The following is a 21489-nucleotide window of genomic DNA, read 5'->3' on the forward strand; positions in this document are numbered from 1 at the left end:
CGGAAGCTAAGGCCCACAGCGCCGATGGTACTGCAGCCGGGAGGTTGTGGGAGAGTAGGTCGCCGCCGGACATTCTTTGAGGGAGGGCCTCGCACTGTTGGTGCGAGGCCCTTCCCGCATTTCTGGACTGTTTTCCCCGCAAGGACGGTCTGCCACAGGCTCCGGGCACTAGCCTGGTCCCCTGAGGACCCGGCCGCGAGGCCGGCACATGAGGAACAGAGACCGCGTTCCCGCGGACCGTCGCGGCGTGACGCCCAGGAAGGACACCATGGCTGAGGACACCCCCCGAGAGCGCCGCGAGGACCGCGGATCCGAGGGCCGCGGGCCCCGTGGTGGCGGTGATGGCCGGCGTCGTGGTGGTGACCGCGACGGACGTCCTCGCAGCGGTGCCGGTGACCGGCGCCGCTCCGGCGGGCCTCACGAGGACCGGCGGCGCGGCCCGGGCCAGGGGGGCGGACGCCCCGAGCGCCGCGGTGCGCCGACGGGCCCTCGTCGCGAGGACCGCGCCGAACGACCCGCGCACAATCCCGGTGACCTCCGAGCGGCGAATCGTGCGGACCAGGAGCGCTCTCCGGACATCGACCCGGACGTGACGGGCCAGGAGCTCGACCGCGGCACGCTCAAGGAGATCAACGGCCTTGACGAGCGTCCTGCCAGCTGGGTCGCCAAGCATCTCGTGATGGCCGGCCGCTACCTGGACGTCGACCCGGCGCTGGCGTTCCAGCACGCCCTCGCCGCGTCCCGCAAGGGCGGCCGCCTCTCACGCGTGCGCGAGGCAGTCGCGCTCACCGCCTACGCGGCGGGGGAGTACGCCGACGCGCTGCGCGAGTTCCGCACCTACCGGCGCATGACGGGCGACGACACCCACATCGCCGCGCAGGTGGACAGCGAGCGTGCCCTCGGCCGCACGGAGAAGGCCCTGCAGCTGGCCGCCGAGGTGGATGCCTCGCGTCTGGACCGGGCGGCGCGGGCCGAGCTGGCCATGGTCGTCTCCGGCATCCGCGAGGACGCCGGCGACCTTCAGGGTGCCCATGAGGCCCTGCAGATCCCGGAACTGGACCGGCGGCGCGGCTACCCCTTCTCTCCCCGGCTGTTCCAGCGTCAGGCCGACGTGCTGCTCGCCCTGGGGCGCCGCGACGAGGCTCGGCTCTGGGCGCGTGCCGTGCGCGTCGCGGAGAAGGCCCTCGGCGTGGGCGGGTTCGCGGACCCGGAGATCATCGACGTGGACACCGAGCCGGTCGAGGACCCCCGGGACCGCCGCCCGTCCCCCCGCGACCGGCGCCACGAGCGGTATGCGGCCGAGGCCGGTGCGGAGCCGACGGCGGACGGATCCCCGGCCGAGGAGCCGGAGGCCGCCACGGAGCCGACCGAGGCGCCCCGGCCGGAGGCCGCCGCAGAGCCGCCGGCCGCCGTCGACGCGCCGGACGAGGTCGACCCGAACCAGCTGTCGCTGTTCGACGCCCTCGAGGCCCCGGAGGCAGACGAGCGGTGAGCGCCACGTTCTTCGCCGGTCACGACGGGCTGCTCTGCGACCTGGACGGCGTCGTCTACGCCGGAGGCGGCGCGATCGCCGGGGCGGTCGAGACGCTGTCGACGCTGCAGGAACGGGGCGTGCCGGTCGGGTTCGTGACGAACAACGCCTCCCGCGCGCCGGAGTCTGTGGCCGAGCATCTCCGCACGCTCGGGGTGCCCGCGCAGGCGGGGCAGGTCTTCGGCTCCGCACCGGCGGGCGTCGACCTGCTCGAGGAGACGCTCGGCCGCCGCACCGGCCGGGTGCTCGTGGTCGGCTCGGCGTACCTGCGCGCCGTGGTCGAGGAGCGGGGCTACGAGGTGGTCGCGTCCGCGGCGCAGCGCCCCGACGCGGTGATCCAGGGCTTCGACCCCGGTCTCGGCTGGGCCGATCTGGCGGAGGCGGCGTACGCCGTGCGCGCCGGGGCCACCTGGGTCGCCACCAACCTGGACACCTCGATCCCGCGCGCGGAGGGGATCGCCCCCGGCAACGGGGCCCTCGTCGAGGCGGTGGGCCGGGCCACCGGCACCGCGCCCGTCGCGGCGGGCAAGCCCGAGCCACGACTGTTCCGGACGGCGGCCGAGGCCCTCGGCCTGGCCCGTCCCCTCGTGGTCGGCGACCGCCTGGACACGGACATCCGCGGCGGCAACGCGGCGGGGTTCGACACGGTGCTCGTCCTGACCGGCATCGACACGCGCGAGACCGCGGCCGCCGCCCCCGGGCCGGACCGGCCCACGTGGGTCCGTGCGCACCTGCCCGCTCTGCTCGCCGGCGGGGCCGAGGGCTCCGCGGACCCACGGCGTGGCTGAGACCGCACGCGCCGACGTCGCCCTGGCCGCCCGGGGCCTGGCCCGCTCCCGCACGGAGGGCGCGGCGCTCATCCGCGCGGGGCAGGTCCTCCTCGACGGCCGCCCGGTGCGCCGGCCCTCCGACCGCGTGGCCGCCGACGCCACGCTGCGCCTGCGCGACCCGGGCCCGCGGTACGTCTCCCGTGCGGCCCACAAGCTCGTCAGCGCGCTCGAGGCGTTCCCGGACGTCGCCGTGGCCGGCCGCCGGGCGCTCGACGCCGGGGCCTCCACCGGCGGATTCACCCAGGTCCTCCTCGAGCGGGGCGCCGAACGGGTGGCCGCCGTGGACGTGGGCCACGACCAGCTGGCCCCGACCGTCCGGGCCGACCCCCGCGTCCTCGTGCGCGAGGGGCTCAACGTCCGCGACCTCACGGCCGAGGACATCGACGGTCCGGTGGACCTGGTGGTCTCCGACCTGTCCTTCATCTCGCTGCGCCTCGTCCTCGCCCCGCTCGCGGGCGTGTGCCGACCCGGCGCGGAGCTGCTGCTCATGGTCAAGCCCCAGTTCGAGGTCGGGCGGCGCGCCCTGCCGCGCACCGGCGTCGTGACCGATCCCGACGCCCGCCGCGACGCCGTCGTGGGGGTGGCTGCGGCCGCGCTGGGCGCCGGTCTCGCACCCCGCGGCCTCGCCCGATCCGGCCTGGCCGGACAGGACGGGAACGCCGAGTTCTTCCTGCGGCTCCGCCGTCCCGACGCCACCGCGGCCGACGATCCGGCCGGCGGGACGAGCCCGGCCCCGGACGCCGGCGAGCGCGCCGCCGGGTGGGTCCGGGGCGCCCACATCGACTGGTCCTGACCCGCGTCCGAGGGGCGCCGCCCGTCCACGGGCGTAGGGCCACCGGTTCGCGCGTCCGGTCTCGTGGCTATCCTGGATCGCAGTGCCCGGCACCCCGGCTCGCGGAAGGAACCATGCCCTACACCCCCGGACGTCGCGTCCTCGTCCTGACCCACACGGGCCGCGAGGACGCCATCAGCGCGGCGCTGCAGGCCACCCGCATGTTCGCGGAGGAGGGCCTGGTCAGCGTCATGCTCGAACAGGACGTGGCCGCCATCCGCGCGGCCGCGGGGGACCCCCCGGAGTTCGCGCCGGAGGCCCTCGGGGTCGACTGCGAGCTCGAGGACATCACCCTCGGCCTCGTCCTCGGCGGCGACGGCTCGGTGCTGCGGGCGGCCGACTTCGTCCGCGGCCACAACGTGCCGCTGCTGGCGGTGAACCTGGGCCACGTCGGCTTCCTCGCCGAGTCCGAGCGCACCGACCTGCACCGCACCGTCCAGGCGATCGCCTCGGAGTCCTACGTGGTGATCGAGCGCATGGCCCTGGACGTCGTCGTGCACGTGGAGGGCCGCGAGGTGGCCCGCACGTGGGCCCTCAACGAGGCCTCCGTGGAGAAGTCCCACCGGGAGCGGATGCTCGAGGTGGTCGTCTCCGTGGACAACTCGCCGCTGACGGCCTTCGGCTGCGACGGCGTCGTCCTGGCCACCCCCACCGGCTCCACGGCCTACGCCTTCTCCGGCGGGGGCCCCGTGGTGTGGCCCTCCGTGGAGGCCCTGCTGTGCGTGCCCATCAGCGCCCACGCCCTGTTCACCCGCCCCCTCGTGGTGGGTCCGCGCTCCACGATCGGCGTGGACGTGCTCACCCGCACCCGCGAGACCGGTGTGCTGTGGTGCGACGGCCGGCGGACCGTCGAACTGCCGCCGCAGGCCCGGATCGAGGTGTCCCGTTCGGCGGAGCCGGTGCGCCTGGCCCGTCTCAACCCGACGCCCTTCGCGGAACGGCTGGTGCGCAAGTTCCGGCTGCCCACGGACGGCTGGCGCGGCCCCGTCACCGCCCAGGAGCGGGCGGGCGTGCTCCGCGCGGTGGAGACCGTCGAGCCGCGGCACGCGGGGCCGCGTCCTGACGTCGTCGAACCGGCCACCATGCCGCTGTCGGTGCTCTCGCCCGTGGACATCCAGCGTCACCGCGACCGCGGGGCGTGTCACCCCGGGGAGGACGCATGATCGACCATCTGAGGATCTCGGGGCTCGGCGTGATCGGCGAGGCCACCGTGGACCTGGACCCCGGCTTCACCGTCGTCACCGGCGAGACCGGCGCCGGCAAGACCATGGTGGTCACCGCCCTGGGCCTGCTGCTCGGTGCTCGCGCCGACGCGGGCGCGGTCCGCCGGGGCTCGTCCCGTGCCGTCGTGGACGCCGGCGTGCGCGTGGCCGCGGACCACGCGGCGCTCCGCCTGGCTCAGGAGGCCGGCGCGGTCGTGGACGAGGGCGACGACGGCACCCGCGACCTGGTCCTGAGCCGCAGCGTCACGGCGTCGGGGGAGGGCACACGTTCCCGCGCTGCGGCCGGCGGCCGTTCCGTGCCCGTGGGCCTGCTCTCCGAGATCGGGGCCACGCTCGTGGCCGTGCACGGGCAGAACGACCAGGTCCGCCTCCAGGGCGCCGACGCCCAGCGGCACGCCCTCGATGCGTTCGGCGGCGCCGAGCTCGCCGCGGCCCTGCGCGCCTACCGCGCGGACCACGCCGCCTGGGCCGCCGCGCGTCGGGAGCGCCAGGAGCTCACCGCCCACCGCCAGGAGCGGGCCCGCGAAGCCGAGGCGCTCCAGCGCTCGCTCGAGGAGATCGACCTCGCCGAGCCGCAGGAGGGGGAGGACGAGGAGCTGCGGGCTCTCATCCGCCGGCTCGAGGACGTCGAGGAGCTGCGCGCCGCCTCGGGGGAGGCGCACGCCCGACTGGCCGGCCCCGACGTGGACGCGATGGACGAGACCCCCGGCGCCGTCAGCCTCGTGGAGGCGGCGCGGCAGGCCGTGCTCGCCGCCCCCGGCGACGACCCCGAGCTCGCCGCCGCGGCCGCGCGCCTGGCGGAGGCCGCCGTCGTGCTCTCGGACATCGCCGGCGACCTGGCCCGCTACACCGCTGACCTGGACGCCGACGCGGCCTCCGACCTCGACGCGGCCCAGTCGCGGCTGGCCGAGCTCACGCGACTGCAGCGGCTCTACGGGCCCGAGCTCGCCGACGTGATCGACTGGGCCCGGACCCAGCGTCCGCGCCTGGACGAGCTGCAGGGCGACTCCGGCCGCCTCGAGGAGCTCGAGGCGGAGGTCGACCGGCTCGACGCCGCGCTGCGCGAGCGGGCCGCGACCCTCACCGCCCTGCGCACCGAGGCCGCCGAGCGGCTCGAGACCGCGGTGACCGAGGAGCTGCACGCCCTGTTCATGCCGGACGCCTCGTTCCACGTGGGGCTGACGCCGGTCGCCGGGGACGGTCTCGGCCCGTACGGCGCTGAGGACGTCACGCTCGCCCTGCGCCCCCACGCGGGCGTCGAGCCCCGGCCCCTGGGCCGCGGCGCCTCCGGCGGCGAGCTCTCCCGCGTGATGCTCGCCCTCGAGGTGGTCCTGGCCGCCACGGACCCGGTGCCCACCTTCGTGTTCGATGAGGTCGACGCCGGCGTGGGCGGTGAGGCCGCCGTGCGGATCGGGGCCCGCCTGGCCCGGCTCGCCCGCCACGTGCAGGTCATCGCCGTGACGCACCTGCCCCAGGTCGCCGCCTACGCGGACCGGCACGTGCGGGTGGAGAAGAACTCGGACCCGGCCGCGGGTGTGACCACCTCCGACGTCGTGACGCTGACGGCCGACGAGCGGGTCGAGGAGCTCGCCCGCATGCTCGCCGGGCACGGCGACTCCGCGGCGGCCCGCGAGCATGCCCGGGAGCTGCTCGAGTCCTCCGCCCGCGAACGTGGCTGACCCCGTCCGCGGACGCCGCCCCGACATGAAAGGATCGCCCCATGCCTGAGATCCCCGCGTCCGCGGGACGCTCGCCCCTGCGCGACCTGCACGTCCCCCGCCCGGTGAAGAAGTCGAAGACCGTCTACGAGGGCCGAGTGTGGGACATCGCCCGGGAGTCGTTCCGCCTGGACCCGGCGGACAAGTCCCGGGAACCGCTGACCCGGGAGCTGATGGTGCACCCGGGCGCGGTGGCGATCCTCGCGGTCCGCACCAAGCTCACCACCACCGGCCCCCGCGAGCAGGTGGCCCTCGTCCGCCAGTACCGCCACCCCGTGGGCATGGAGCTGTGGGAGATCCCGGCGGGCCTGCGGGACGTGGACGGGGAGGACCTCCACCAGGTCGCCGTCCGTGAGCTGGCCGAGGAGGCCGACCTGCGCGCCCGCGAGTGGCACACCCTCGTCGACTACTACACGACCCCGGGCGGCTCCAGCGAGGCGATCCGCGTGTTCCTGGCCCGTCAGATCGAAGAGATCCCCGACGGCGAGCGGCACACCCGGCAGGACGAGGAGGCCGCCATGCCGCTCGTGTGGGTCGGCGTCGACGAGGTGACCGACGCCGTCCTGGACGGCCGGGTGCACAACCCATCCACCGTCGTCGCCGTGCTGGCCCTGGGCGCCCACCGGGCCCAGGGCTGGCGACGCCTGCGTCCCGTGGACGCGCCGTTCGTCCCCGACCGGCAGGCCCCGGGGGCGGACTGGTCCGCGTGAGCCCGCACGCGCCGCAGACCTCGGCGCTCGCGGCACCCTTCCGCCGGCACCTGGACCATCTCGCCGTCGAGCGGGGCCTGGCCGAGAACACCCTGGCCGCCTATCGGCGCGACCTGGCCCGCTACCGTCGCTGGCTCGAGGCGGCCGGGGTGCGCGCCCCCGGGGACGTCGACCCCGGCCACGTGGCCGGCTTCCTGCAGGCCCTCGCCACGGGCGACGACGGCGGCCGCCCGCTCGCCGTCCGCTCGGCCGCCCGCGTGCTCGCCGCGGTGCGCGGGCTGCACCGGTTCTGGGCCCTCGAGGGACTCACGCCCGCCGACCCCGCCCGCGACGTCCACCCGCCGAAGCCGGGCGACCGCCTGCCGAAGGCGCTCCCCGTGGAGCAGGTGACGGCGCTGCTGGAGGCCGTGCCCGTCGACACCCCCGCCGGACTGCGGGACCGCGCGCTGCTCGAGTTCCTCTACGGCACCGGCGCCCGCATCTCCGAGGTGGTCGGCCTCGACGTCGACGACGTGGTGGGGCTCGCGCAGACCGGGGACGACGGCGGCCAGCCCGTGGTCCGCCTGTTCGGCAAGGGGTCCAAGGAGCGCGTGGTGCCGATCGGCTCCTACGCGGCCGCCGCGCTCGACGCATGGCTGGTGCGGGGACGGCCCACGATCATGACGGGAGTCACACGCTCCACGCCCGCCCTGTTCGTCAACGCCCGCGGGGGCCGGCTCTCCCGGCAGTCCGCGTGGGCCGTGCTGAAGCGGGCGGCCGAGCGCGCCGGCCTCGAGGCGGACGTCTCGCCCCACACCCTGCGCCACTGCTTCGCCACGCACCTGCTGGCCGGCGGCGCGGACGTCCGCGTGGTCCAGGAGCTGCTCGGGCACGCGTCCGTGACCACCACGCAGGTGTACACCCTCGTCACCGTGGACTCCCTGCGCGAGGTCTACTCCGCCGCGCATCCGCGCGCGCGCTGAGCCCCGCACCTGATACGCTCAAAATCCGTGGTGAAACGAACTACTCGTACTCAGACGTCCACGCGCGTCACCCGTCACGTGTTCGTGACCGGCGGTGTCGCCTCCTCCCTCGGCAAGGGGCTCACGGCCTCCTCGCTCGGCCACCTGCTCAAGGCGCGCGGGCTCAGGGTGGTGATGCAGAAGCTCGACCCCTACCTCAACGTGGACCCGGGCACCATGAACCCGTTCCAGCACGGCGAGGTGTTCGTCACCGAGGACGGCGCCGAGACGGACCTGGACATCGGCCACTACGAGCGCTTCCTCGACGAGGACCTCGACGGCCTGGACAACGTGACCACCGGCCAGGTGTACTCCACCGTGATCGCCCGCGAGCGCCGCGGCGAGTACCTCGGGGACACCGTCCAGGTCATCCCGCACATCACCGACGAGATCTGCCGCCGGATGCGCCTGCCCGCGGAGCCCCGCGGCGACCGCCCCGCCCCGGACGTGATCATCACGGAGATCGGCGGCACCGTCGGCGACATCGAGTCGCAGCCCTTCCTCGAGGCCGCCCGCCAGGTCCGCCAGGACGTCGGCCGCGACGACGTCTTCTTCCTGCACGTCTCCCTCGTGCCGTACATCGGCCCCTCGCAGGAGCTCAAGACCAAGCCCACACAGCACTCCGTGGCCGCCCTGCGCTCGATCGGCATCCAGCCGGACGCGATCGTGCTGCGCTCGGACCGGGCCGTCCCCGACGATGTCCGCGGCAAGATCGCCCGCATGTGCGACGTCCCGCAGGACGCCGTCGTCAACTGCGCCGACGCCCCCTCCATCTACGACATCCCCCGCGTCATCCACGACCAGGGCCTCGACGCCCACGTGGTGCAGTCCCTGGACCTGAAGTTCAAGGACGTGGACTGGACCGCGTGGGATGCCCTCATGGACGCCGTGCACCACCCGGAGCACGAGCTCACGGTGGCGCTCGTGGGCAAGTACGTGGACCTGCCGGACGCCTACCTGTCCGTCACCGAGGCGCTGCGCGCCGGTGGCTTCGCCCACCGGGCCAAGGTGGGCATCCGCTGGGTGGCCGCGGACGAGTGCGCCACCCCCGAGGGCGCGGCGGTGGCGCTCGCGGACGTCGACGCCGTGTGTGTGCCCGGCGGCTTCGGCGTGCGCGGGCTCGAGGGCAAGCTCGGCGCGCTGCGGCACGCCCGCGAGCAGCGGATCCCGACGCTGGGTCTGTGCCTGGGCCTGCAGTCCATGGTCATCGAGTACGCCCGCAACGTCCTCGGCCTGGAGGACGCGGACTCCACCGAGTTCGACCCGGAGACCGCCTCGCCCGTGATCGCCACCATGGCCGAGCAGGAGCAGATCGTGGCCGGCGAGGGGGACCTCGGCGGCACCATGCGCCTGGGCGCCTTCCCCGCGACCCTGCGCCCGGGCTCCGTGGTGGCCGAGGCCTACGGCACCACCGAGGTGACCGAGCGCCACCGCCACCGCTACGAGGTGAACAACGCCTACCGCGACCGCCTCGAGGAGGCCGGTCTCGCGATCTGCGGCACCTCCCCGGACGGCGCCCTCGTGGAGTTCGTGGAGCTGCCCCGGGACGTGCACCCGTACTACGTGTCCACGCAGGCCCACCCGGAGTTCTCCTCCCGGCCGACCCGCCCGCACCCGCTGTTCGCCGGCCTCGTCGCCGCCGGCCTGGCCCGCCGCGCCGACGCGGCGGCCCGGCGCTGAGGGGCCGACGACCGGCCCGACACAGTGGTCACGACACGCCGTCGCCGCGCCCGGCACGCGGCGTGTCGTGACCACTCTGCGAGGGCGTCGCACCGATGACGACACGACGACGGCGGGCCGCCCCACCCGGGGCGACCCGCCGTCGTCGTGCACGCGGCACCGCGCCGCGAGCGAATGGGGCGACGTGTCGGAGGTGATCTGCGTCTACACCTCCGACAAGTCGCCCCGACCGCCCCTCACGAGGCTCAGCCCGCCGGCAGCTCCCGCTGCTCGGGGCCGTCGTAGGCCGAGAGCGGGCGGATCAGCGCGTTCGCGGCGCGCTGCTCCATGATGTGGGCGGTCCAGCCGGTGATGCGCGAGGCGATGAAGATCGGCGTGAACAGCTCGGTGTCGAAGCCCATGAGGTGATACGTCGGGCCGGCGGGGTAGTCGAGGTTCGGCTTGATCTGCTTGGCCTCGTCCATGGCCTGCTCCAGACCGTCGTACAGGCCGAGCATCTCCTCGCGGCCGTAGTGCTCGATCATCCGGTCCAGTGCGGCCTTCATGGTGGGCACGCGGGAGTCCCCGTTCTTGTAGACGCGGTGGCCGAAGCCCATGACCTTCTTCTTCTGGGCCAGGGCGTCCTCCATCCACGCCTTCGCTCGGGCGGCGGCGTCCTCACGGGACTCCTCCTTCCGGATGCCGATCTCGTCGAAGGTGTGCATCACGGCCTCGTTGGCGCCGCCGTGCAGCGGGCCCTTGAGCGCGCCGATCGCACCGGTCACGGCCGAGTGCAGGTCGGAGAGCGTCGAGGTGATCACGCGCGCGGTGAAGGTCGAGGCGTTGAACGAGTGCTCGGCGTACAGCACCATCGAGACGCGGAACGCGTCCACGACCTCCGGGGCGGCCTCCTCGCCGAACGTCATCCAGAGGAAGTTCTGCGAGTAGTCCAGGTCCTCGCGCGGCTCCACCACGTCCTGGCCGCGGCGGCGGCGCTGGTCGTAGGCGACGACGGCCGGGAACGCCGCGAACAGGGCCTGGGCCTTCTCCAGCTCGGCCTCGGGGGAGGAGTCCTCCGCCTTCGGGTGGTTCGCGCCGAGCACGGACACGGCGGTGCGGCCGACGTCCATGGGGTGGCAGTCGGTGGGCAGCAGGTCGATGGCCTGCTTCACCTTCGGGTCGAGGGCACGGTGGGCGCGCTCGAAGCGCTCGAACGCGGCCAGCTCCTCGTCCGTGGGCAGCTCGCCCGTCCAGAGCAGCAGCGCGACGGCCTCGAACGAAAGCTGCGCGGCCAGGTCCTGCACGGGGTAGCCGCGATACAGCAGGGAGTTCGTCTCCGGGTTGACCTTGGAGATCGCCGTGGTGTCCACGACGACGCCGGCCAGGCCCTTCTTGATCTCGGTCTCGGTCATGGTGTCCCTCCTCGGGGAGTGGGGCCCGCCCGCGCACGGGCGGGCCCGGTGACGGGTCAGAGGTCGGCGTGGTTGGCGCCGATGTCGAGCGTGGGCACGTCGAAGTTGAAGATGCCCGTGTCGAAGGCGTTGTAGCCCTCGTAGTCCACCAGCTCGTAGAGGCGGGCGCGGGTGAGCATCTGCTCCACCTGCGACTGCTGGGTGCCCTCCTCCTTGATGGCGTCGAGCACGCGCTCGGCGGCGCCCATCGCGGAGCGCAGCAGGGTGACCGGGTAGATCACCATCGCGACGCCGGCGTCCGCCAGCTGCTGGCGGGTGAACAGCTCGGACTTGCCGAACTCGGTCATGTTCGCCAGGACCGGGACCCCGAGGGGCTCCAGCTCGCGACACACGGTCTCGAACTCGCCGATGTCCTTCAGTGCCTCCGGGAAGATCGCGTCCGCACCGGCCTCCACGAGCGCCTTCATGCGGGCGATCGCGGCGTCCAGGCCCTCCACGGCACGCAGGTCGGTGCGCGCCATGATGAGGAAGTTCGGGTCCCGGCGGGCGTCGACGGCGGCGGCGATGCGCTTGACCGCGGTGTCGAGGTCCACCATGTTCTTGCCGTCGAGGTGGCCGCACCGCTTGGGGTTGAACTGGTCCTCGATGTGGCAGCCGGCCAGGCCGGCGTTCTCGAACTCCTGCACCGTGCGGGCCACGTTCATCGGCTCGCCGAAGCCCGTGTCCGCGTCGATGAGGCACGGCAGGTCCGTGAGGCGGGCGATCTGCCCGCCGCGCACGGCCACCTCGGTGAGCGTGGTCAGCCCGACGTCGGGCAGGCCCAGCTCGTTCGCGAGCACGCCACCGGAGATGTACACCCCGGGGAAGCCCTTCTCCTGGATCAGCTTGGCGGTCAGCGGGGTGAACGCGCCCGGGAACTGCTGGGCGCCGCCCTGTTTCAGGGTCTGCCGCAGGTCGATCCGCTTCTCTTCGGCCGTCTTCGTCGAGTACAGCATCAGAACAGGCCCTTCGGGGCGGCGGCGAGGTCGGCCTCGGACAGGAACGCCGGGTCCGCCAGGATGTTCAGCTGGTCCAGCTCGCCGGGCTGCAGCTCGGCCACGCGCTCGGCGGCGGCCAGGAAGCGGTCCTGCTCCTCCTTCGAGACGATGCCCTCGGCCAGGGTGCGGAACTTCTGGATGTACTGTTCGCGGGCGAACGGCCGGGCGCCGAGCGGGTGGGCGTCGGCCACGGCGATCTCGTCGGTGATGACGGTGCCGTCCTTGAGGGTGATCTCCACCGCGCCGCCGAACGCCTTCTCCGCGAGGTCCAGCGAGTGGTAGCGGCGGGTCCACTCCGGGTCCTCCACGGTGGTCACCTTGTGCCACAGGGCGACGGTGTCCTCGCGCTGGGCGCGCTCGGGGGCGTAGGAGTCCACGTGGTGCCAGGAGCCGTCCTGCAGGGCCACGGTGAAGATGTAGGGGATCGAGTGGTCGAGGGTCTCGCGCGAGGCCGTCGGATCGTACTTCTGCGGGTCGTTGGCGCCCGAGCCGATCACGTAGTGGGTGTGGTGCGAGGTCTTGATCAGCACCGACTCGACGTTCGCCGGGTCGGTGGCCTCCGGGTGCTCCCTGTGGAGCTTGCGGGCCAGGTCGATCCAGGCCTGGGCCTGGTACTCGGCCGAGTGCTCCTTGGTGTAGGTGTCCAGGATGCCGCGCTTGGGCTCGCCCTGCTCGGGCAGCGGCACCTCGTAGGAGGCGTCCGGGCCGTCCAGCAGCCAGGCGATCACGCCGTCCTCGCCCTCGTAGATCGGGACGGGGGAGGTCTGGCCGCGCATGGCGCGGTCCACGGCCTCGACGGCCATCTTGCCGGCGAACGCCGGGGCGTGGGCCTTCCACGTGGAGATCTCGCCCTTGCGGGACTGGCGGGTGGCGGTGGTGGTGTGCAGGCCCTGGCCGATGGCCTGGAAGATGGTCTCGGTGTCCAGGCCGAGCAGGGTGCCGATGCCGGCGGAGGCGGAGGGGCCGATGTGGGCCACGTGGTCGATCTTGTGGCCGTACAGGTTGATGGACTTCACGAGGTCCACCTGGATCTCGTAGCCGGTGGCGATGCCGCGGATCAGGTCCTTGCCGGAGCGGCCGGCGTGCTGGGCGACGGCGAGGATCGGCGGGATGTTGTCGCCCGGGTGGGAGTACTCGGCGGCCAGGAACGTGTCGTGGTAGTCCAGCTCGCGGACGGCCACGCCGTTGGCCCACGCGGCCCACTCGGGGGAGACCTTCTGCTCCACACCGAACACGGAGGCGCCCTCGCCGCCGGTGGAGACCGGGTGGGACAGGGCCTGGGCGCGGGCGGCGACGATCGGGCCGCGCTTCAGCGAGGCGACGGCGACGGAGGCGTTGTCGATGATCCGGTTGATGATCATCTCCTCGACCTCGGGCAGCACCTCGACGTCGTCGACGGCCACCTCGGCCAGCTTCCAGGCCAGCTGGTCCTTGCGCTCGAGGTTCTCCTCGGAGCGGTGGACGCGCACGTGATGGTTCTTCATGGTCGGTCTCCTTCGGTGGGGGTCAGCAGGGTCGGGGTCTCCTCGGCTCGGCCGCGCCGGGTCAGATGGTGGAAGGCGTGGTGCAGGTGGACCCGCGTGGTCGCCTCCGCGAGGTCCGCGGCGCCCGAGCCGACGGCGTCGGCGATGTCCGCGTGCTCCGCGGCGGAGGCCGCGAGGCGGGCCGGGTCGTCCGCGGCCAGGCGGCGCAGGCGCGCCAGGTGCAGGCGCAGGGTGCGCAGGGTGGAGACGAGGTAGGGGTTCGCGGCGGCCTCGTCCAGCCGGCTGTCCAGCTCGGCCGTCATCGCGTAGTAGTCCGCCGGGTCGGTCCCGCCGCGCAGGGCCGCCTCGGCCTCCTGGAAACGGCCCGCGAGGACCGCGAACCGCTCGGCCGCCTCCGGGGTGGCCCGCTGCGCGGCCCGGCGCGCCAGGAGGGACTCGAGGGCGATGCGCAGGTCGAACAGCTGGTCCGCCTGTTCGAGGGACAGGTCGGCGACGACGATGCCCCGTCCCGGGGCCTGCTCGGCCAGGCCGTCGGCCACCAGGCGGGAGAGCGCCTCGCGCAGAGGGGTGCGCGAGATGCCCAGGCGCTCGGCCTGCTCCACCTCGCCCAGGCCCGCGCCCGGAGGGAGGGACCAGTCGAGGATCTCCGCCCTCAGGGCCTGGTACGCCCGCTCACTCGCTCGCATGCCGCCAGTGTATACACAACAGTCCCGCCGAGGGCAGGGGTTGTGTCCGATGCGCGTGCCGGGCGACGCCGTCCACGGAAAGCGTCGTCCGGCGTGCGGGGGCTGGGTGGTGCGTCCCCGGCGCGGGACTCGCGCGTGCCGCCACGCCTCACTGACGGGGCAAGAAATGTATACAGATCCCTTGCCCCCTGTGATCCACGGCACTACCCTGGGCGCATGGCGACCCACCATGCCCCCACCGAAGACCGCCCCTCCGGCGCGTACGCCGACGCCCACGCCCGCGCCCTCCGCGACCCCGAGGGGTTCTGGCTCGACGCGGCGCGCGCCATCGACTGGACCGTCGCGCCCACGCGCGCCCTCGACGACTCCGCCGCGCCCCTGTACCGCTGGTTCCCGGACGGCGAGCTGAACACCGCCTTCAACTGCCTGGACCGGCACGTCGAGGCGGGCCGCGGGGACGCCGTCGCGCTGATCCACGACTCCGCGATGACCGGTGAGGTCACCCGCTACACGTACGCCGAGCTCACGGACGCGGTGGCCCGCCTGGCCGGCGCCCTGGCCGCGCGCGGCGTCGGCAAGGGCGACCGCGTCCTCGTGTACCTGCCGATGATCCCGCAGGCCCACATCGCGATGCTGGCGTGCGCGCGGCTCGGCGCGGTGCACTCCGTGGTCTTCGGCGGCTTCGCCCCGCGCGAGCTCGCCTCCCGCATCGACGACGCCGCCCCCGACGTCGTGCTCACCTGCTCCGGCGGCATCGAGCCCAAGCGCCGGGTCGAATACCTGCCCGCCGTGGCCGAGGCGCTCGAGACCGCCGCGCACCCCGTGCGCACGGTGCTGGTCCACCACCGCGAGGGCTTCGAGACCGCGCTCGCGGACGCCGACGGGCGCGGGGGCGCGAGCTGGGAGGACTGGGGCGAGGCCGTCGCGGCCGCCGAGCCGGCCGACTGCGTCCCGGTGCGGGCCACCGACCCGCTGTACGTGCTGTACACCTCGGGCACCACCGGCAAGCCCAAGGGCGTCGTCCGGGACAACGGAGGCCACGCCGTCGCCCTGCGCTGGACCATGGAGCACATCTACGACGTCGGCCCGGGGCAGGCGATGTGCACCGCCTCGGACGTGGGCTGGGTCGTGGGCCACTCCTACATCGTCTACGGACCGCTGCTGGCCGGGGCCACCACGGTGATGTACGAGGGCAAGCCCGTGGGCACGCCCGACGCCGGCGCGTTCTGGCGGCTCATCGAGGACCACGGGGTCCGGTCCTTCTTCACGGCCCCCACGGCGCTGCGCGCGATCCGCCGCGCCGACCCCGAGGGCGAGCTGCTCCAGGCCCACGACCTGTCCTCCCTGCGGCACTTCTTCGCCGCCGGCGAGCGCCTGGACCCGGAGACGCAGCGGTGGATCGAGGGCCTGCTGGGCATGCCGGTGATCGACCACTGGTGGCAGACCGAGACCGGCTGGGCCATCGCGGCGAACCCCGTGGGGATGGAACAGCTGCCGGTGAAGATCGGCTCGTCGTCTGTGCCCTCGCCAGGCGTGGACCTCGTGGTCCTCGACGCCATGGGCGAGCCCGTGCCCGCCGGGACCGAGGGCAACATCGCCCTGCGGCTGCCGCTGCCCCCGGGCACCCTGCCGACCCTGTGGGGCGACGACCAGCGCTACATCGACTCCTACCTCAGCGCGTTCCCCGGCCACTACGCGACCGGCGACTCCGGCCTCGTGGACGAGGACGGCTACGTGTTCGTGCTCGGGCGCACCGACGACGTCATCAACGTCTCCGGGCACCGGCTGTCCACGGGCGTCCTCGAGGCCGCTCTGGCCTCCCACCCGGCGGTGGCCGAGTGCGCCGTGATCGGCGTCGCGGACCCGCTCAGGGGCCAGCGGCCCTCGGGCTACGTGGTCCTCAAGTCCGGCGTCGAGACGCCCGAGCCCGGCTCCGAGGCCGAGGCCGCGCTCCTGGACGCGCTGCGTCAGGCGGTGCGCCGCGAGGTGGGCCCGGTGGCGGACTTCCGCGACGTCGTCGTGGTGGACGCGCTGCCCAAGACCCGCTCGGGCAAGATCCTGCGCAAGACCATGCGGCAGATGGCCGACGGCGAGGAGTACGCGGTTCCCTCGACCATCGAGGACCCCGCCGTGCTCGAGGCCCTGGCCGGGGTGCTGCGCCCGGCCCGCTGAGCCCCGCTCACGTGCGGCCGGCCCAGCGGTACTCCTGCTCGGGCCGGCCGCGGCCGCCGTGCCGGGCCGAGCGCCGCACCCGGCGGATCCGCTCGAGGTGCTCGAGGTAGCGCCGGGCCGTCACGCGGGAGATGCCCAGGCGCTCGCCCACCTCGGCCGCGCTCAGGGCGGTCTCCGGGTCCGCCCCCAGCAGCTCCACCACCTCGCGCAGGGTGCCCTCGGTCAGCCCCTTGGGCAGGGCCTCGGCGCGCCGCTCGCGGGAGACGCGGAAGACGGCGTCCACCTGCTCCTGGCCGTCGAGGGCGCCGTCGCCGGCCAGCATCGCCGAGGCGGCGCGGAACCCGCCCAGTCGGTCCGCGAACTCGTCGAACCCGAACGGCTTCACGAGGTACTGCGTCACCCCGTACGCGACGGCCCGGCGCACCACCGGCAGGTCGGTGGCCGCGGTGAGCGCCAGCACCCCGCCGTGGAAGCCGGCCGCGCGCAGTTGGCGCAGGAAGTCCAGGCCGTGCCCGTCCGGCAGGTTCATGTCCAGCAGGACGACGTCGAACGGGAAGCGCCCGTTGGCGTGCAGGCCCGCCGCGGCGACCTGCCGCGCGGCCAGCAGGGAACCGGCCACCGCGGCCACCTCGAAGCCCGGCAGCCGGTCCAGGTGCGCCACGTAGGTCTCGGCCGTCAGCTGCTCGTCCTCGACGACGAGCACCCGGTACGGGCGGGCGGTCATGTCTCCTCCTGGGGTGTGGGCTCGCGGGGCACCTCGACGGTGAACACGGTGCCCGAGTCGGTCGCGACGTCCACGACCCCGCCGGCCTCCTCCGCGATCCGCCGCGTCAGCCACAGCCCCATGCCGCGTCCGGCGGCGCCGACGGGCTTCGTCGACCAGCCCCGGTCGAAGAGCCGGCGGCGGTCCGCGTCGGAGGGTCCGGGGCCGCCGTCGGCCACCTGCACCACCAGGCCCGCGGCGTCCGAGACCACTTCGACGTCGACCCACCGGTCTGCCGCGGACAGGTCCGGTGCGGCGGCGGCGTCGAGGGCGTTGTCCACCAGGTTGCCCAGCACGGTCAGCAGGTCGAGCGGGCGCAGCGGGGCGGGCGCGGTCAGCTCGGCGGACCAGGTCAGCGCCACCCCCCGCTCACGCGCCTGGGCGGCCTTCGCGTCGAGCAGGGCGGCGAGGACGTCGTCGGAGGCCTCCTCGTCCGCGGCGCGGCGGGACAGCACGGCCCGGGCCGCCTCCAGCCGGCCCGACTCGACGAGGGCGAGGGCGGTGTGCAGCTGGTTGGCGTGCTCGTGCGTCTGGGCGCGCAGCGCCGTGGTCAGGGTGTGGGCCACGGTGAGCTCGTCGCCGAGCCGCTGCAGGTCGGTGCGGTCGTGCAGGACGAGCACGCGCGATCCCGCCGGGGCGGTGGTCACGCCCTCGCGGGCGGCCGCGGCGAGGGCCGTCGGCGGGACCGACCCGCCGGGGTCGGAGCGGCCGGGCGCCCGCACGACACGCTCCTGCACCACGAGGACCCGACCGCCGACGGCGAGGCTCGCCTCACCGCCGACCGCGCCCGGCAGGGCCGCCGAGAGCTCGGTGGGCAGTCGAGGCTCGCCCGCGCCCTCCCAGCCGAGCAGGCGCGCGGCGGCGTCGTTGTGCAGGCGGACCCGCCCGTCCGGGGCGAGGACCACGACGCCGGCCTCGAGCGAGTCCATGGCCGTCTCCGCCAGCAGGAACTGCTCGGCGATCTGCTCGGGGCCGCGTCCGAGCGTCACCCGGTTCAGATACCGGCCCACGAGCCAGGCGACGAGCAGGCCGACGGCGGCCACGGCGGCCGAGCCGAGCAGGATGCCGGGGATCTGGGCCTGGGCCATGATGGCGACATCGGAGATCTGCACGCCCGTCGTGACCACGCCCAGGACGGTGCCGTCCTCCGGGTCCACGACCGGCGCGAGCGCGCGCACCGAACGGCCCGCCGCACCGGTGCTCGAGAGCTCCACGACGGTGTCCCCGGCGACGACGGCGTCCACCGGCCTCGGGTAGCGGACGCCGACCTGCTCGGGGCGCCAGCTCGCCAACCGCATCCCGTCCGGGTCCATCACGGTCAACCACGAGACCTGCGCCTCGGCGATCCAGCCGTCGATCCCGGCCTGCAGGGCGGGGGCGTCGCCGGCCCGCAGGGCCGAGACGAGCGCGGGGTCGCGCGCCACGAGGGTGGTGACGCCCTGCACATGGCGCTCCTCGACGCGCTGGGCCACCTCGCGGGCCTGGAGGTAGGCGCTCCACACGCTGAACAGGGCGATGGCCGCCACGAGCGCCACGTGGACCACGGCGATCCGCCGGGCGATCGACCACGGGTGGCGCATGCCTCTCCTCCCTCGGGCCGGCGACGCGCCGGTCCACCCCCACGATCCTGCAGTCCGTCGGCCGCCGTGACCACTATGACCGCAATCGTGACCGACACCACCCGGGGCCGCGAGAGTGGTCACATCCCTCCCGCGCCGCTGCGGACCGCTCGGCGGCGCCCCACCACCGCACAGAACGGAACGCCCGATGGCGCACACCCCACCGGCCGAGACCTCGGCCCCGCCGGCCCCGGCGACGAAGAAGGACCGCACCCACTGGCTGTACATCGCCGTGATCGCCTCGGTGGTGCTGGGCGCCGCCGTCGGCCTGCTCTTCCCCGAGTTCGGCAAGTCCCTCAAGCCGCTGGGCGACGGCTTCGTCTCCCTCATCAAGATGATGATCGGCCCGGTCATCTTCTGCACGATCGTCCTCGGCGTCGGCTCGATCGCCAAGGCCGCGACCGTCGGCCGCGTGGGCGGCATCGCCCTGGCCTACTTCATGACGATGTCCACGTTCGCGCTGGCCGTCGGCCTCGTCGTCGGCAACCTCATCCACCCCGGCGAGGGCCTCAAGCTGACGCCCTACGACCCGAACAAGCCCCAGGCCGCGGCGGACGGCACCGTCCAGTTCCTGCTGGACATCATCCCCGGCTCCCTGCCGGTGCTGCCCACCCTGTTCATCGCCCTGCTCGTGGGCTTCGCCCTGCAGCAGATGGGCCCGGCCGGCGCCCCGCTGCTGCGGGGTCTCACCCTGATCCAGGGCGTCGTGTTCCGCATCCTCATGATGGTGATGTGGGTCGCCCCGATCGGCGCGTTCGGTGCGATCGCCGCCGTCGTCGGCTCCACGGGCTGGTCCGCGATCGGCGCCATGGCGCTGCTCATGGGCGCCTTCTACCTGACCTGCATCGCCTTCATCGTGGTGGTGCTCGGCACCGTCCTGAAGGTCGTGACCGGCCTGAGCATCCTGTCCCTCATGAAGTACCTGGGCCGGGAGTACCTGCTCATCTTCGCCACCAGCTCCTCCGAGACCGCCCTGCCCCGCCTGATCGCCAAGATGGAGCACGCCGGCGTGGACAAGTCCGTCGTGGGCGTGACCGTGCCCACCGGCTACTCCTTCAACCTGGACGGCACCGCCATCTACCTGACCATGGCCGCGCTCTTCGTCTCCAACGCGATGGGCGCGGAGATGAACCTCGGCGAGCAGATCGGCCTGCTGGTATTCATGATCATCGCCTCGAAGGGCGCGGCCGGCGTCACCGGCGCGGGCATGGCCACGCTCGCCGCCGGCCTGCAGGCGCACCGACCCGAGCTGCTCGGCGGCATGGGCGTGATCGTGGGCATCGACAAGTTCATGTCCGAGGCCCGCGCCCTGACCAACTTCACCGGCAACGCCGTGGCCACGCTCCTCATCGGCCGCTGGGTGGGCGAGCTCGACGGCGAGCGTGCCCGGCGCGTCCTCAGTGGCGAGTTGAAGTTCGACGAGGCCACCGTGGCCGGCCACGACGGCGCCGCGCACGACCCGCAGCAGTCCCCGACGATCGCCGAGCAGGCCTACGAGGGCCACCCCGACTCCAGCCTGAACTTCACCATGGCCGCCGACGGCGACCGGAACCCCACCCGCTGACGGAGGCGGCGGGCCCGCGCGGCACGCCGCACCGTCGACCACCGGCGACGCCGGGGATGAGCCTGGACACCGGCCCGTCCCCGGCGTCGCCGTCGTCCCGGGAACGCCAGGCACTAGGGTGGGGGAAGATCCGGACACGCCGACGACGGCGGCCGCGGCGCGCCGCGGCCCGCGGCCGGGCGTGCAGACCACCGTGGAAGGAGCCGGCGCCGCCGTGACCTCGAGAGAACCGATCCCCGTGATGACCATCCACGGCGAGCCCGTGCTCGGGCCCACCGGCCGGCCCAAGCACGACTTCCCCGAGCCCGCGCCCCTGACCTCGCACGGCCCGGCGCGGATCATCTCGATGGTGAACCAGAAGGGCGGCGTCGGGAAGACGACCTCCACCATCAACCTGGGCGCCGCGCTCGCGGGCTACGGCCGCAGGGTGCTCATGGTGGACTTCGACCCGCAGGGCGCCCTCTCGGCCGGCCTGGGCGCGAACCCGCACGAGCTCGACACCACGGTGTACAACGTGCTCATGGAGCGGTCGGTGACCGCGAAGGACGCGATCCTGTCCACGGACTTCGAGAACATGGACCTGCTGCCGGCCAACATCGACCTGTCCGCGGCCGAGGTGCAGCTCGTCAACGAGGTGGCCCGCGAGCAGGTCCTCGAGCGCGCGCTGCGCCAGGTCCGCGACGACTACGACGTGGTCCTCATCGACTGCCAGCCCTCGCTGGGCCTGCTGACCGTCAACGCGCTGACCGCCTCGCACGGCGTGATCATTCCGCTGACCGCCGAGTTCTTCGCGCTGCGCGCGGTCGCCCTGCTCGTCGAGACGATCGAGAAGGTGCAGGACCGGCTGAACCCGGACCTGGAGATCGACGGCGTGCTGGCCACGATGTTCGACCAGCGGACCCTGCACTCCAAGGAGGTCGTGGGCTCGCTGGTGGCCGGCTTCGGGGACCGCGTGTTCGAGACCGTCATCAAGCGGTCCATCAAGTTCGCCGACGCCACGGTGGCGGCCACGCCCATCACCCTGTTCGCCGAGAACCACGACGGCGCCAAGGCCTACCGGCAGCTCGCCCGCGAGCTGATCTGCCGCGGGGGCGCGCCGTGACCGTCCGCTGAGCGCCGACGACGCCGGCCCGGTCCCGTCTCGGGACCGGGCCGGTTCGCTGCGCGCTCGCGGCCGGGGGAGGGGTGGCCGGGAGACGCGACGCCGCCGATCTGCGAGAATGGAACCGGGCGTGTCCGTCTCCGGGC

17 protein-coding genes are annotated in these 21489 nt (G+C 74.0%); 11 read left to right on the forward strand and 6 right to left on the reverse strand.

Going from position 1 to position 21489, the window contains the following annotated elements; translation table 11 throughout:
• The first annotated feature begins 589 nt into the window (after nt 1–589).
• The 8 genes from DE149_RS11025 to DE149_RS11060 all read left to right on the forward strand — a co-directional run bounded on the left by DE149_RS11025 (nt 590) and on the right by DE149_RS11060 (nt 9525).
• On the forward strand, nt 590–1492 hold the full coding sequence (locus tag DE149_RS11025; protein WP_231866285.1) for a hypothetical protein: 903 nt from the start codon (nt 590–592) through the stop codon (nt 1490–1492).
• On the forward strand, nt 1489–2319 hold the full coding sequence (locus tag DE149_RS11030) for an HAD-IIA family hydrolase (protein WP_051995271.1): 831 nt from the start codon (nt 1489–1491) through the stop codon (nt 2317–2319). Before DE149_RS11025 ends, DE149_RS11030 begins: the two co-directional genes overlap by 4 nt.
• Nucleotides 2312–3154: a TlyA family RNA methyltransferase gene (locus tag DE149_RS11035; RefSeq protein ID WP_036315747.1), complete on the forward strand. Its 843-nt coding sequence runs from the start codon at nt 2312–2314 to the stop codon at nt 3152–3154. Before DE149_RS11030 ends, DE149_RS11035 begins: the two co-directional genes overlap by 8 nt.
• A 113-nt stretch (nt 3155–3267) precedes the next feature.
• Nucleotides 3268–4356: an NAD kinase gene (locus DE149_RS11040; protein WP_036315741.1), complete on the forward strand. Its 1089-nt coding sequence runs from the start codon at nt 3268–3270 to the stop codon at nt 4354–4356.
• Entirely contained in the window at nt 4353–6095 is a 1743-nt protein-coding gene (gene recN / locus DE149_RS11045) for a DNA repair protein RecN (RefSeq protein WP_036315738.1), read from the forward strand. Before DE149_RS11040 ends, recN begins: the two co-directional genes overlap by 4 nt.
• Before the next feature lie 41 nt (nt 6096–6136).
• Complete coding sequence (locus tag DE149_RS11050; RefSeq protein WP_063189195.1) at nt 6137–6844, forward strand: NUDIX hydrolase; 708 nt, start codon at nt 6137–6139, stop codon at nt 6842–6844.
• Complete coding sequence (xerD, locus tag DE149_RS11055; protein ID WP_063189197.1) at nt 6841–7806, forward strand: site-specific tyrosine recombinase XerD; 966 nt, start codon at nt 6841–6843, stop codon at nt 7804–7806. Before DE149_RS11050 ends, xerD begins: the two co-directional genes overlap by 4 nt.
• Nucleotides 7807–7815: 9 nt before the next feature.
• The gene (locus DE149_RS11060) at nt 7816–9525 is read left to right on the forward strand and encodes a CTP synthase (protein WP_113914473.1); all 1710 of its coding nucleotides are present in this window, start codon (nt 7816–7818) and stop codon (nt 9523–9525) included.
• Nucleotides 9526–9770: 245 nt separating this feature from the next.
• Here the strand turns inward: DE149_RS11060 and DE149_RS11065 are convergent, their stop codons facing one another.
• The 4 genes from DE149_RS11065 to DE149_RS11080 are packed head-to-tail and all read right to left on the reverse strand — an operon-like array spanning nt 9771 to nt 14123.
• Nucleotides 9771–10916, reverse strand: a complete 1146-nt coding sequence (locus DE149_RS11065) for a bifunctional 2-methylcitrate synthase/citrate synthase (RefSeq protein ID WP_063189202.1) — start codon at nt 10914–10916, stop codon at nt 9771–9773.
• Nucleotides 10917–10972: 56 nt separating this feature from the next.
• Entirely contained in the window at nt 10973–11911 is a 939-nt protein-coding gene (gene prpB, locus DE149_RS11070) for a methylisocitrate lyase (RefSeq protein WP_100057873.1), read from the reverse strand.
• Nucleotides 11911–13437: an MmgE/PrpD family protein gene (locus DE149_RS11075; RefSeq protein WP_100057874.1), complete on the reverse strand. Its 1527-nt coding sequence runs from the start codon at nt 13435–13437 to the stop codon at nt 11911–11913. The genes prpB and DE149_RS11075 overlap by 1 nt, the downstream gene beginning before the upstream one ends.
• Complete coding sequence (locus DE149_RS11080) at nt 13434–14123, reverse strand: GntR family transcriptional regulator (protein ID WP_113914474.1); 690 nt, start codon at nt 14121–14123, stop codon at nt 13434–13436. The genes DE149_RS11075 and DE149_RS11080 overlap by 4 nt, the downstream gene beginning before the upstream one ends.
• A gap of 216 nt (nt 14124–14339) precedes the next feature.
• On the opposite strand from DE149_RS11080, the gene DE149_RS11085 reads away from it, so the two are divergent.
• Nucleotides 14340–16295, forward strand: coding sequence for an AMP-binding protein (locus DE149_RS11085; RefSeq protein WP_113914475.1), 1956 nt, complete (start codon nt 14340–14342; stop codon nt 16293–16295).
• Nucleotides 16296–16302: 7 nt separating this feature from the next.
• On the opposite strand, the gene DE149_RS11090 is transcribed toward DE149_RS11085, so the two are convergent.
• Nucleotides 16303–17019 carry a response regulator gene (locus DE149_RS11090; RefSeq protein WP_073117431.1) on the reverse strand — a complete coding sequence of 239 codons (717 nt, stop codon included), beginning with the start codon at nt 17017–17019 and terminating at the stop codon, nt 16303–16305.
• Nucleotides 17016–18638, reverse strand: a complete 1623-nt coding sequence (locus DE149_RS11095; protein WP_073117432.1) for an ATP-binding protein — start codon at nt 18636–18638, stop codon at nt 17016–17018. Before DE149_RS11095 ends, DE149_RS11090 begins: the two co-directional genes overlap by 4 nt.
• A gap of 187 nt (nt 18639–18825) precedes the next feature.
• On the opposite strand from DE149_RS11095, the gene DE149_RS11100 reads away from it, so the two are divergent.
• On the forward strand, nt 18826–20241 hold the full coding sequence (locus DE149_RS11100) for a cation:dicarboxylate symporter family transporter (RefSeq protein ID WP_073117433.1): 1416 nt from the start codon (nt 18826–18828) through the stop codon (nt 20239–20241).
• Nucleotides 20242–20482: 241 nt separating this feature from the next.
• Nucleotides 20483–21343 (forward strand): ParA family protein, encoded by an 861-nt coding sequence (locus DE149_RS11105; RefSeq protein ID WP_036315755.1) that lies wholly within the window; start codon nt 20483–20485, stop codon nt 21341–21343.
• Nucleotides 21344–21489: the final 146 nt, after the last annotated feature.

It is taken from the genome of Micrococcus sp. KT16 (assembly GCF_003315015.1).
Lineage (GTDB): Bacteria > Actinomycetota > Actinomycetes > Actinomycetales > Micrococcaceae > Micrococcus > Micrococcus luteus.

Coding starts and splice junctions, on each gene's coding strand:
- DE149_RS11090 (WP_073117431.1), bottom strand. CDS start 17,019: ATGACCGCCCGCCCGTACCGGGTGCTCGTCGTCGAGGACGAGCAGCTG.
- DE149_RS11085 (WP_113914475.1), top strand. CDS start 14,340: ATGGCGACCCACCATGCCCCCACCGAAGACCGCCCCTCCGGCGCGTAC.
- DE149_RS11100 (WP_073117433.1), top strand. CDS start 18,826: ATGGCGCACACCCCACCGGCCGAGACCTCGGCCCCGCCGGCCCCGGCG.
- DE149_RS11040 (WP_036315741.1), top strand. CDS start 3,268: ATGCCCTACACCCCCGGACGTCGCGTCCTCGTCCTGACCCACACGGGC.
- DE149_RS11050 (WP_063189195.1), top strand. CDS start 6,137: ATGCCTGAGATCCCCGCGTCCGCGGGACGCTCGCCCCTGCGCGACCTG.
- prpB (WP_100057873.1), bottom strand. CDS start 11,911: ATGCTGTACTCGACGAAGACGGCCGAAGAGAAGCGGATCGACCTGCGG.
- DE149_RS11065 (WP_063189202.1), bottom strand. CDS start 10,916: ATGACCGAGACCGAGATCAAGAAGGGCCTGGCCGGCGTCGTCGTGGAC.
- recN (WP_036315738.1), top strand. CDS start 4,353: ATGATCGACCATCTGAGGATCTCGGGGCTCGGCGTGATCGGCGAGGCC.
- DE149_RS11075 (WP_100057874.1), bottom strand. CDS start 13,437: ATGAAGAACCATCACGTGCGCGTCCACCGCTCCGAGGAGAACCTCGAG.
- DE149_RS11080 (WP_113914474.1), bottom strand. CDS start 14,123: ATGCGAGCGAGTGAGCGGGCGTACCAGGCCCTGAGGGCGGAGATCCTC.
- DE149_RS11105 (WP_036315755.1), top strand. CDS start 20,483: ATGACCATCCACGGCGAGCCCGTGCTCGGGCCCACCGGCCGGCCCAAG.
- DE149_RS11095 (WP_073117432.1), bottom strand. CDS start 18,638: ATGCGCCACCCGTGGTCGATCGCCCGGCGGATCGCCGTGGTCCACGTG.